This window comes from Psychrobacter cryohalolentis K5, from assembly GCF_000013905.1.
Taxonomy (GTDB): domain Bacteria; phylum Pseudomonadota; class Gammaproteobacteria; order Pseudomonadales; family Moraxellaceae; genus Psychrobacter; species Psychrobacter cryohalolentis.
In genome coordinates this window covers 2,455,090-2,467,639 of sequence record NC_007969.1, presented here as the reverse complement: position 1 = coordinate 2,467,639, position 12,550 = coordinate 2,455,090, and the positions used below count along the sequence as shown (strand labels likewise).

The following is a 12,550-nucleotide window of genomic DNA, read 5'->3' as shown; positions in this document are numbered from 1 at the left end:
GTGATCTAATATGAAATATTGTTATTCAAGCAGTATTGAATATCTAACTTATTCAATATATAGAATAGACTCAATTTCGACCACGCCACCTTTAGGCAATGCCGCTACTTGCACCGCTGCGCGGGCAGGATAAGGTTCAGTCAAATTGGCCATGAATACTTCGTTTAATGCTGCAAAATCATTTAAATCAGTTAACGATACATTGAATTTGACCACGTCATTTAAGCTGCCACCAGCAGCTTCACAAATGGCTTTGATGTTTTCAAATACTTGCTTCGCTTGTGCATCAAACCCTTCTTTTAGTTCCATGGTGATAGGGTCAAAACCTAGCTGACCTGAAATATAAACAGTATTGCCAACTTTTACCGCTTGTGAGTAAGTGCCAACGGCTGCAGGTGCTTTATCCGTTTGGATGGTTTGACGTGTCATGATATATCCTTATCATATTTTTTGGTGTTTGATGTGCTAAAGCTATTTTCTAAAAGTTAGTAGAAGTGTTTAGCACGATTAAAAGTTTTACACATTTCAAAATCATCTATGTGTTAAGAGATAATTTAAAAGGCATATATTTTAACAGTTATGATGATAAAAGTATTTATAGTTGATATAAACGCATAATATTGGGGAAACCAAGTAAGGAGCGTAGTTCACGAATACCTTGGGCTAAGTGATTGCGACTACGAACAACAATATGAATGATAGTATCATTGCTACGTACGTCGACCTTTTCAACCCCTATATTTAACTGCCGCAGATTATAAATAACTTTACTGATTTGCTCGTCGCTCAGTGCTATAGACAGTTTTAAATAAGCAGGAAAACGAATTTTATTATCGTGATCTTCTGAGTCACTTTGCTTGATCGCCTTATCATTGCGCCAACGTAATTGGATGACTTGATAGGGATTGTCTTTACGAATATCGTCTAGTGAAAAGCACTTATGTCGATGCACGACCAGACCATGACGGGATAAATGTCCAACGATAGGATCACCATAAATCGGATGGCAACAATTGGCAAAATCAAGCTCAACGCCTGAAGCATTGACGATCAGTTGCTGTGGTTGGGTCATGTCATCGATACGTTCTTGCGATTGGATATCACAGACTTCATCGCTAAACAAACGCGTGACCACGAGTTGCGGTAACAACGTACCGGAGCTTATTTGCTCAAATAGCGCTGATTTCTCAGTCAGTCCACGCCATTCTGTTAGATTCTTCCAGTCACTATCGGTTAGATCGTCCAAGCTTTTTTGATAAGTTTTCAGTGCGCGATCTAGTGCTTGTCTACCATGGTGCTGCTTATCAGCCGCCGATAAATCTTTGAACCAACGCAAAATCTCTACACGGGCTTTATTAGTAACCACAAACCCAAGCCATTCTGCTTTTGGCTCAGAATGGCTATTAACCTCGATTTCTACTAACTGTCCATTTTTGACTACCGTCCCAAGCTTGGCATGTTTTTTATCAATATTAGCGCCAACCGCGACATTGCCAACCATCGGACCAACAGCATAAGCAAAGTCTAGCGCAGTCGCACCTTGTGGCAACTCATAAGCGCGACCTTGCGGGCTATAACAGATAATTTTGCTAGAATGCAGGTAATCCATCAGCTCATTAATGGTTGATACCGCGGTGGCAAAATCAGGATTGCCTTCGTTTAAACAGTCCTCATCGACCAAATCTTTCATATTGCGTAATGACGCCTGAATGACTGATTGACTGACATCAGAGGCATGCTCTGCACCAATAACCCCAAGCCTTGCAGCACTTTGCATCTGCTTAGTCAAAATCGTTACTTTAACAAAATCATTGTCGCGCTCGTAGATAAGCGTCAGCGATTGATTGCCGCCAGGTAAAGGTCTGCGGATATTGTCCGCGATATGACTGTCCGCAATTTGATATTTTTTAATGAGATAGTAGGCAAGTTTGTCACAAGCTTCGATATTATCTAGCACAATCTCAAATGCGTAATGGCGTAGCAGTGCATTAATCTCGCCGCGATTACGGAAAAATTGTCGGAAGATAACCACGCGATTGTCTAAGACTTTAACCATGCCATCAAGATCAAGATTATTGAGAACAATACTTAAATAACGATGAATGGCTTCTCTCTGAAAATTGCGCCCAAGCCCATGTTGTAGCAATTTATCAGAGATCTTGTTATACATCTCAGAGTTAAGATTGCGATAACAAAGTACCTCGATATAATCAGCAATATCGTTGAGACCCATGAGCCGTGCAAAGGGCACATAAAAATCTAAAGTTTCTTGAGCGGTGGTACGTTGTTTTTCAGGACGTACCGCATCTAGGGTCGACATATTGTGCAAACGGTCAGCAAGCTTGATAATCAATACACGTGGGTCTGCGAGGGTAGCCGTTAGGATTTTATGAAAGGTCGCCGCTTTATTTTCTTGTTTATTATGCGTCGATGATTTTAATTTGGTCACACCATCGACCAGCCTAGAAACCACTTTGCCATAACGCTGCTCTATCTGCTCATCGCTCACTTCCGTATCTTCAACCGTATCATGCAAAATTGCCGCAATGATGGTATCTCGATCTAAGCGAAAGCCGGCTAGTATCTCAGCGACCGCAATCGGATGCGTGATATAAGGCTCTCCTGACTTGCGCTTGTCTTTAATATGCGCAACATCACCGAACTCACAGGCATCAACAATATCACGGCGTTCAGCGCCCGTGAGGTAACCTACTGAACGCAGCAGGTTATATTGAGCGTCATCAACTAACGGATGACTGAGTTTGGGCAAGTTTTGAATCATAAAGTCACGATCCTATGTTCTTTTACCTGCTTAAATGATGATTTAGCAAGGTAAAGAATGGCTGAATAAATGCTGAGCTATTGATATAGAGCTTAAGAATAAAGCTGAAAATTGGGCAGACTACCCTCTAATTAATCGTAAATCGCCGCCAATGTCAACCGCTAAGCAATAAGCTAGTGTAAAAACTGGAGAATTCTTACTTAAGGTTAGGTTTTAAAAGCCAAACGGCTACTAAAACAGTAAAGCCAGTATCATTACAACCAAAAAACCACAGCCTATGCTGTGGTCTCTATCGTCAGTCAATACTCGTATGCTTGCTAAATTCATACTTTTTACGGTAATTTATTAGAAGCTATGATCGCCTGACAATGCTAAATCTAACGAGCTAGTAGCAAAGTTATGCTCTGGCTGATTTAAAATATCACGGGTAATTTTACCAGCAGCGATTTCACGTAATGCCAATACTGTTGGCTTGTCGTTATCAACATCAACCAACGGCTCTGCAATGCCTTTAGCCAACTGACGTGCGCGCTTGCTTGCGACCAGAACCAGCTCAAAGCGATTATCAACATTATCCAAACAATCTTCAATCGTCACTCGTGCCATAAATAGCTACCTCGGTTGTTTTTACTGGTTGCGAGCATGGCGCGCCACTCAATAAAAATAATATCAAAAATATAAAAGGGGATAGCTAGACATTATAGCATTTTTTGCTTGCAGGCGTAATTGCTTTTTGCTTGTCTGCTGATAACTATTTTCAAGATAAAGCATTAAGACATATCAACGCTTTATTTACTCGTCTACTGTATTGCTAAGTAGATTGGTAATCGTGCGCTGATAACGCTGCTGTTGACGCTTTAGAGTCTGTCTATCGGCAACGATAATTGCTTTAAGCTCAGTTAAAGCAACCTCAAAACTGTCATTAATAATGACATAGTCAAAATTGACGTACTGCGCCATCTCATTAACAGCACCAGCCAAACGCTGCTCTATCACCTCCATACTGTCCTGTCCACGCGTTGATAAGCGTTGACGTAAAGTGGCGATACTTGGCGGTAAAATAAAAATCATGATGGCATCAGTAAAGATTTTTTTGACTTGCAGCGCGCCTTGCCAATCAATCTCCAAAATTACATCGACACCAGCGTCCAGTTGCGCGCGTACACTTTGCTCTGAGGTGCCATAATAATTGCCAAACACTTCGGCATGTTCTAAAAACTGACTTTCACTGATGGCAGTCACAAACTTATTAACGTCAGTAAAATGATAATGATGACCGTCAATCTCGCCTGGACGCGGCTCACGAGTGGTGTGTGAAACACTGACAGTCAAGTCATTGGTAGTGGCAAGTAGCTGCTTAACCAATGAGGTCTTGCCTGTACCAGAAGCGGCAGTGATAATAAATAATGAACCTGTCATACAGTGTGTCCTAGTGAATTGTGTCTTGATAAATAAATAAAAGTATTCGAATTAATATAAAAGGCTGGTAAAAATAAAAAACACCATCATGTATGGTGACAAAAGTAGTAATCGATGCCTCATTATAAACTGCTTTAAAAGCAAATTATGCTAAAGTAGGGTATCGTTTTTATCCCAACTTTTGAATAAAAGTTTCGGTGGCTTAAGCTTTAAGCCTAGGCTTTTATATAAATTATCTAATGATAGGTCTTCTTATGCAAATTTATCTTGCCAATCCACGTGGATTTTGTGCTGGTGTGGATCGCGCGATTGCGATTGTCAACGAAGCACTGTTACGTTTTGAGCCACCCATTTATGTTCGTCATGAAGTGGTACATAACAAGTTTGTGGTATCCGACTTGGCCAATCGCGGTGCTGTTTTTGTGGAAGAGCTACATGAAGTGCCAGACGGCTCTATTGTTATTTTTTCCGCTCACGGGGTTTCAAAAGCTGTAGAAGATGAAGCAGAACGTCGTGATTTGACGGTGTTTGATGCCACTTGTCCTTTGGTCACTAAAGTACATATCGAAGTCGCTAAATTTGCGCAGGATGGTATGGATGCGGTATTGATTGGACATGCGGGACATCCTGAAGTAGAAGGCACTATGGGACGCTTTAACCATCGTCATGGCGGACAGATTCATCTGGTTGAAAACGAGAGCGATGTTGAAGCTTTGAGCGTACAAGATGCTGAGCGCTTAGCATTTGTGACCCAAACGACCTTATCGATGGATGATACCGCGCGCGTTATTGATGCGCTACGTGAAAAATTCCCAAGCATTCAAGGTCCACGTAAAGACGATATCTGTTATGCCACCCAAAATCGTCAAGATGCGGTCAAGGATTTAGCGGGTCGCTGTGAGGTGGTCTTGGTCGTTGGCTCACCAAACTCATCAAACTCAAATCGTTTGCGTGAATTGGCAGAGCGCATGAATTGCCGCGCGTATTTGATTGATAATGCCACTGAAATGAATAAGAGCTGGTTCGATGGGATACAAAGTGTGGGCGTGACTGCAGGTGCTTCAGCGCCTGAAGTATTGATTCAAGAGGTACTACAGCAGCTGCAAAATTGGGGTGGTGATTTGCCAAGTGAGCTGTTGGGTATTGAAGAAAATGTCACCTTTAGCTTGCCAAAAGCTTTACGAATTCCAATGACGCAAGTTGGCAAATAAAATAAGCAGGCTTTGTATATAGCGCCAGATAGGTCACATAAAATGAAAAAGCAGAAAAAAAGATTTGTCTTGGCAGAAGCTAGCCTTGATGAGATCAATAAACAATTAAAAATTAATACGTTTACGATTGTCATCCTGATAGGGATGCTGATGTTAAATGCAACCCAGTTTATGAGAGATTACAGTCTGTTATATGGCGCGCTTATCGCCATTATGGCTTTCTTTCTATTTGTAATGGCTAAAAGTCGCACACTGCTGACGGTACAAAAGCAAGCCCTTATGCGCTAAACAAAGAAAGACTACCTTTCTTTTATACCTAATCAATCTATTTTAAAAAGAATTCGAGGACATTCATGTCAGCTTATTACACTTTTATAAAACGTGAGCAGCAAGCAGATGGTAGTAGTGTTGCTTATTATCAGCCAACGAAGCATGCGCAAGGCGCTTGGAACGAGCATGAGCAACATATGGCGCCAGCCACCGGCTTGCTCACTGCCGAATTACAAAGTTTTATACCACAAGAAAATATGCGCATTGCTCGTATCAGTTTAGATATTTTAGGGCTGATACCGCTTGATGATTTTATCGTGACTACGCGATGTATCCGTCCGGGTAGGACTATTGAGCTTATCGAAGCAGTGATGAGCAGTCGTGGTCGCGATGCCATCATTGCGCGTGCATGGCGCTTGATTACTCAAGATACCAGTGTCATTGCAGGGCTTGAAGATCAAAAATCCATACATAAGCCTGAAGCGTTACCCGCTTGGGATGGTATGAAAGGCTGGCCCGGCGGTTTCATTGAAAGCGTACGTTTGGTGGCTGAACCTAATCGCCGTCCTGGTAAAGGTATGGTATGGATGACTAATGATATCGACATGGTAGAGGGTATGCCTACCCATGACATGGTGCATTTATTGGGTATGGCCGATACTGCCAATGGTGTTGTACCAAGGCTTGGACTGGGGATGGCAAAATTGGAATGGATGTTCCCCAATACTGATTTGCAAATTCATATGCATCGCGCGCCGCAAGGTCGCTGGCTTGGAATCGAAGCCGTGCAGCAATACGGTGCTGATGGCATAGGAATTAGCAGCGCGATATTACATGATACGCAAGGACCTTTTGGTCGTAGTGAGCAAATTCTGACTATTCGTCCCATGCCGCGCTAGTGCAAAGATGTATCCAATAGGTAGTCATTGTTTGAGATCGCTCTATGAATGAAAAGCATTTGGATGAGTTAGACAATATTTTGAGTAATTCTGAAAAACAAAATGAAAGCATGTAATTAATTAATTATACAAATCAATGCTAATCGGTTGTAATGGTGTCTAACGAGGCAAGATTACTGTGTTTACAGGTTACTATGAATAAAAATAGCCGTTTTTCAGAAACATTTACAACTATTCTGGATATGTTATTAGAGGCTTATTCAGAATAGGTTTTGTACTTTCATCCATTTGCTATCCAAAGGAATATGATTATGAGCGACAACAACAGTAATAATAGCAGCGATAAAAAATGTCCTTACGCCCCGACCCAATTGACGATGAGCAACGGCGCACCAGTTGCAGACAATCAAAACAGTCTCACTGCAGGCAAGCGTGGTCCATTATTAGCACAAGATATCTGGCTAAACGAGAAGCTAGGCAACTTTGCCCGTGAAGTGATTCCAGAGCGCCGCATGCACGCTAAAGGCTCAGGCGCATTTGGTACTTTTACCGTGACCAATGACATCACTAAATATACCCGTGCGGATATTTTTAGCGAAGTGGGTAAGCAAACGGAAATGTTTGCGCGCTTTAGTACCGTCGCAGGTGAGCGCGGCGCGGCTGATGCCGAACGCGATATTCGTGGCTTTGCTTTGAAATTCTACACCGAAGAAGGTAATTGGGACATGGTGGGTAATAATACGCCTGTGTTCTTCTTACGTGATCCGCGCAAATTCCCAGATTTAAACAAAGCCGTCAAACGTGATCCACGTACCAATATGCGTTCGGCGACCAACAATTGGGACTTTTGGACTTTATTACCTGAAGCATTACATCAAGTCACCATCGTTATGAGTGATCGCGGTCTGCCAGCCTCGTACAGAAATATGCATGGTTTTGGCTCGCACACGTATAGTTTTTGGAATGAAGCCAAAGAACGTTTCTGGGTCAAATTCCATTTCCGCACGCAACAAGGCATCAAGAACTTGACCGATGCAGAAGCGGCAGAGGTGGTTGGTTCGGATCGTGAAAGTCATCAAAAAGACTTGTACGATGCCATCGAAAATCGTCATTTCCCAAAATGGAAAATGTATGTGCAAATCATGCCAGAAGCTGAGGCGGATACCGTTCCTTATCATCCGTTTGACTTGACCAAAGTATGGCCAAAAGGGGATTACCCACTGATCGAAGTGGGTGAGTTTGAATTAAACAAAAACTCTGACAACTACTTTGTCGATGTGGAACAAGCAGCATTTGCCCCAAGTAATTTAGTACCGGGTATCAGCGTTTCACCGGATAAAATGCTACAAAATCGCTTGGTTAACTATGCCGATGCTCAGCGTTATCGTGTTGGTGTCAATCATCAGCAAATTCCGGTGAATAAGCCGCGTTGCCCTGTGATGAGCAATCATCGTGATGGTCAAGGACGTGTCGATGATAACTATGGCAGTCGCCCGCATTATGAACCAAACAGCTTTAGCCAGTGGCAAGAGCAGCCTGATTATGCTGAGCCACCATTAAAAATTGACGGCTATGCGGCGCATTATGATTTCCGTGAAGACGATAGCGATTATTTCAGTCAACCGAGAGCGTTGTTTAATTTGATGAGTGCTGAGCAACAACAAGTGCTATTTGAAAACACAGCGAACAATATGGCGGGTGTGCCGGACTTTATTCAGTATCGCCACATTCGCAACTGTAACTGGTGTGATGCTGCTTATGGCGAAGGCGTTGCCAAAGCATTAGGTTTAACGGTTGAAGATGCAATGGCAGCCCGTGATTCGGATCCTGCTCGTCATTTGCCTAGCTGCTTATAGCTGATAGGTTTATCTAAAAACGTATTACTAAATATACTTGCTAAATCTATTATCATTACAATGACACCGCCTCAGGAAACTAGAGCGGTGTTTTTTATTGAATCAAGTTTTTACGCTTGAAATTTTCTCTCGCGCCCCTATTAGTATAAACAGCTTAGCAGTGTTCAAAACGTAAGCTCTCTAATATTCATTGAGTAAGTTTCGTTTGAGGACTGCTATCTTATAATAAGTTTTTAACATAAATTGAAGGAGTTTTTTATGAGTGAACTGAACCCAGTTGATAATCAAAAAGTTGATAGCATCAATGTTGATAAAAGCAGCCCAGAATTAAAAAAACATACCTTTGAAGCAGAAGTAGCTCAATTATTGCACTTAGTGACGCACTCGCTATATTCTAATTCCGATATTTTTGTCCGTGAGCTGGTTTCAAACGCCTCTGATGCCTGTGATAAATTGCGCTTTGAAGCGACCAATGATGACAGCCTTTATGAAGACGATGGCGAGCTAAAAATTCGCATTGCCGTCGATGAAGACGCTAAAACCATCACCTTTACCGACAACGGTATCGGGATGAACGAAGCTGATGCCATCGAAAACTTAGGCACAATTGCCAAATCTGGCACTAAAGCATTTTTAGACAAGCTGTCTGAATCACAAAAGCAAGATGGTCAGTTGATTGGTCAATTCGGGGTTGGCTTTTATTCGGGCTTTATCGTTGCCGATACGATCAGTGTTGAAACCCGCAAAGCTGGCGAACCTGCGGATAAAGGCGTACGCTGGGTATCAGATGGTACGGGTAGCTTTACCGTTGAGCCTATCACTAAAGAAACTCGTGGCACCGCCATTACTTTGCATTTAAAAGAGCAATATAGTGAGGGTGAAGAAAGCTATTTAGACCGTGGCAAAATTAAGCAGTTGGTTAATAAATACTCAGACCATATCAGCTTGCCGATTCAGATGCGTAAAGAAGTTTGGCAAGAAGATGAGGTTGAAGAAGGAAGCGACACGCCTGCCAATGGTCAAATGGTCTTAACAGACGAATGGGAAACTATCAATAAAGCCAGTGCCTTATGGACACGTTCAGCCTCTGAGATTGAAGATGAAGAGTATATCGATTTTTATAAAAATATCACCTATGACATGGACGCGCCACTAGCATGGACGCATAACCGTGTCGAAGGTCGTGTTCAGTATACTCAGCTATTGTATATTCCTAAAAAAGCCCCTGTAGATTTGTACACTCGTGAGCAGCAGCATGGTCTAAAGCTTTATGTTAAGCGCGTCTTTATTATGGACGAGGCAGAGCAGCTGTTGCCAATGTACCTGCGTTTCGTCAAAGGTGTCATCGATTCAGCAGACTTGCCATTGAACGTCAGCCGCGAGCTATTACAAGAGTCGCGTGATGTGAAGTCTATCCGCGATGGTAACGCGCGTCGTATTTTGACTTTGCTAGCCAGTCTAGCCAACAGTGAAGACAGTGATAAGCAAGAAAAATTTGCGCAGTTCTACGCTGAATTTGGTGATGTTATCAAAGAAGGCGTTGGCGAAGACATGGGCAATCAAGAACGTATTGCCAAATTGCTGCGTTATGCAACCAGTACTCAGGATAGTGTGACGACCAGCTTTGAAGACTATAAAGCACGTATGAAAGAGGGTCAAAAAGCCATCTATTATCTCACGGCTGACAATCTAGCGGCTGCTAAAAATAGCCCACAATTAGAGCTATTCAAAAAGAAAGGCATCGAAGTTATCTTGATGACTAGCCGTGTTGATGAGTGGGCGATGAATTTCTTGACCTCATTTGATGAGACACCGCTACAAAACATCGCTAAAGGTGCCGTTGATTTGGGCGACTTGCAAGACGAAGCCGAAAAAGCTGAAGCTGAAAAAGCGCAAGAAACCATGAAGCCTATCGTTGATAAGCTAAAAACGGCGTTAGGCGAACGTGCCAAAGACGTTAAAGTATCGACGCGTTTGGTTGATAGTCCTGCCTGCTTAGTCGTTGGTGAAGGTGAGTTATCACCACAAATGATTCAGATGCTTAAGCAAATGGGTCAAGATGTGCCAGAAAGCAAGCCGACGCTTGAGGTTAACCCTGATCATCCATTGATTAAAAAGCTTGAAAGTAGCGAGCAGTCAGCCGAAGATTTTGATAAATTGGCGCAAGTTATTTTCGACCAAGCATTACTAGCAGATGGCGGTCAGTTAGATGATCCAGCCGCTTATCTCAGACGTGTTAATGAGTTATTAATGAGATAATGTTCAAGGTTTGATAGAAGGTTTTGATAAAAAAGGAGGTCTTAAGTTTAAGACCTCCTTTTTTGATGGGTTTTTAAGCGAATTTTACAATTCAGCCTTATGCTCTTGACCGACAATCCGTTACAATCGCGATAGATTAGCGAGCTAAAATATTAGTCAATAATATTGATGTGCGCTATCCGTCTCTTATATCCATTTCATAGTAAATTAAATATAAAATTGACATTCGTGTGCCTTGCAAAAGAGTTAATTGAAAGACAGTAAACGGCATGGATATCAAAATATTTTATCATTGATTTGTTTTATTTCTCTCGACTGGCTAGAGGTCTAAGTCTTTGTCACTTGCGTCGTTAAAAACCGTCTCATTGCAGCGCTTTTCGCTCAATTTCGCTGCCAATATTATTGCAACCTTGTGGATGCTAGTAGGCTCAACACGGGCATTCTCTTGGGTTAAACCTACCTTTGTTCAGTTCGCTGTATTTGCGCTATTGGCTTTGGGTAGTAATGTCCTATTTTCTTGGTTAGCCGCTCCAGATGGCAGTATTTTCAATGAGCAAGGATTGGTCAGCTATCTCATATGGCCGATGATTATTCTGCTTGGCGGCATTATTCTGGCACGGCGCGCAGCCAATCAAGCACTGGTTTTTGTGCCTGTCGTACTGTGGTTGGTTGCTGATACTTTATCTGCTCTATTACAAAGCTTAGTACAGTTTTTAGGTAGCTATAGCTGGTTGCCCGATTGGAGTTATTCGTTTTTACCAACGCTATTTTTGGTGCTGTTTTTATGGCAGACCTTGGCATTGTTATGGATATTTTCTCGTCGCCTGCGTATACCGTGGTGGGAGCGGATCATCGTCATCATCGGTGCTGTTGCACTATTGACGATATGGCAGCGTAACGTCGCTGACCAGCCCATATTTAAGCAGATACCCGTAGAGCCAGTATTAGAAGAAGCCGCCTTATATGAGCAGCCGCGTTTATTACAAGAGGCGCTGGCTCGTATAGATCCTAGTATACCGGGCAAAAGTGATTGGTACTTTATGGGTGTGGCGGGATTCTCTGATCAAAACGTCTTCCGTTCTGAGATTAATAAAGTACGTGAGCTGTTTGATGTGCGTTTTGGTACTAGCGGGCATTCATTGGCACTGATTAATAATAACTACACTTGGCTAGATGAGCCAATTGCCACCAAAACCAGTATTTTACGCGGCTTAAAAAGAATTGGTCAGCAGATGAACGCTGATGAAGACGTGTTATTTATGACACTATCGTCGCATGGCGATCAGGATTTTATCCATTTATCTAATCCACCGCTTGCGATGGATAATCTGGATGCAACATGGCTGCGAGAGTCGTTAGATGCCTCAGGTATTCGCTGGCGTGTTATCGTGGTATCGGCTTGTTATTCAGGTTCGTTTATTGATGAATTAGCGTCGCCGACGACAGTGGTGATTACCGCTTCGGCAACAGACAAGATGTCATTTGGCTGTACCAATAGTGCTGAAATGACCTATTTTGGGCAAGCATTTTTTGCTGAAAGCTTAAGAGAAAACACCAGTTTTTCTGCTGCCTTTAAAGACGCCGCTTATCGAGTAAAAGAGCGTGAGCTTTATATGGGTTTTGAGCCATCAGAGCCGCAAATGGTGATCGGTAGTTTGATGGAAACGGCGTTGCCAGCATTTGAGCAAGTGTTATTTGATAAAACACGACCGCCGCTTGCTAGCATTATAGATACTTCGAATGCGACAACGACTATCAATATTTCACCGGATACGGGCGCAGATACAGTTGTAGATGATAAGAACACAGCGAACTGATTTTTATCCCATTTTTAATCTGATGCTTTTTTAAATA

The 12,550-nt window shown here is 42.4% G+C and carries 10 protein-coding genes; 6 read left to right on the top strand and 4 right to left on the bottom strand.

Annotated elements, in window-relative coordinates; genetic code table 11:
- Positions 1-48 precede the first annotated feature (48 nt).
- From PCRYO_RS10260 to gmk, 4 genes are all read right to left on the bottom strand, one after another.
- Complete coding sequence (locus PCRYO_RS10260) at positions 49-429, bottom strand: RidA family protein (RefSeq protein WP_011514323.1); 381 nt, start codon at positions 427-429, stop codon at positions 49-51.
- Between the two features lie 166 nt (positions 430-595).
- A complete protein-coding gene (locus PCRYO_RS10255) occupies positions 596-2,782 on the bottom strand; it encodes a RelA/SpoT family protein (protein WP_011514322.1) in 2,187 nt (728 codons plus the stop codon).
- A gap of 345 nt (positions 2,783-3,127) precedes the next feature.
- Positions 3,128-3,388, bottom strand: a complete 261-nt coding sequence (gene rpoZ, locus PCRYO_RS10250) for a DNA-directed RNA polymerase subunit omega (RefSeq protein WP_011280985.1) — start codon at positions 3,386-3,388, stop codon at positions 3,128-3,130.
- A gap of 186 nt (positions 3,389-3,574) precedes the next feature.
- On the bottom strand, positions 3,575-4,201 hold the full coding sequence (gene gmk, locus PCRYO_RS10245; RefSeq protein WP_011514321.1) for a guanylate kinase: 627 nt from the start codon (positions 4,199-4,201) through the stop codon (positions 3,575-3,577).
- Positions 4,202-4,455: 254 nt separating this feature from the next.
- Between gmk and ispH the strand changes: the two genes are divergently transcribed.
- From ispH to PCRYO_RS10215, 6 genes are all read left to right on the top strand, one after another.
- Positions 4,456-5,412, top strand: a complete 957-nt coding sequence (ispH, locus tag PCRYO_RS10240) for a 4-hydroxy-3-methylbut-2-enyl diphosphate reductase (RefSeq protein WP_011514320.1) — start codon at positions 4,456-4,458, stop codon at positions 5,410-5,412.
- Between the two features lie 42 nt (positions 5,413-5,454).
- Positions 5,455-5,700 (top strand): hypothetical protein, encoded by a 246-nt coding sequence (locus PCRYO_RS10235; RefSeq protein WP_011514319.1) that lies wholly within the window; start codon positions 5,455-5,457, stop codon positions 5,698-5,700.
- Positions 5,701-5,765: 65 nt separating this feature from the next.
- Positions 5,766-6,581 (top strand): thioesterase family protein, encoded by an 816-nt coding sequence (locus PCRYO_RS10230; RefSeq protein ID WP_011514318.1) that lies wholly within the window; start codon positions 5,766-5,768, stop codon positions 6,579-6,581.
- Between the two features lie 311 nt (positions 6,582-6,892).
- Positions 6,893-8,437 carry a catalase gene (locus tag PCRYO_RS10225; RefSeq protein WP_011514317.1) on the top strand — a complete coding sequence of 515 codons (1,545 nt, stop codon included), beginning with the start codon at positions 6,893-6,895 and terminating at the stop codon, positions 8,435-8,437.
- 258 nt (positions 8,438-8,695) lie between these two features.
- On the top strand, positions 8,696-10,696 hold the full coding sequence (gene htpG / locus PCRYO_RS10220) for a molecular chaperone HtpG (RefSeq protein ID WP_011514316.1): 2,001 nt from the start codon (positions 8,696-8,698) through the stop codon (positions 10,694-10,696).
- Between the two features lie 335 nt (positions 10,697-11,031).
- Positions 11,032-12,513 carry a C13 family peptidase gene (locus tag PCRYO_RS10215; protein ID WP_011514315.1) on the top strand — a complete coding sequence of 494 codons (1,482 nt, stop codon included), beginning with the start codon at positions 11,032-11,034 and terminating at the stop codon, positions 12,511-12,513.
- Positions 12,514-12,550: the final 37 nt, after the last annotated feature.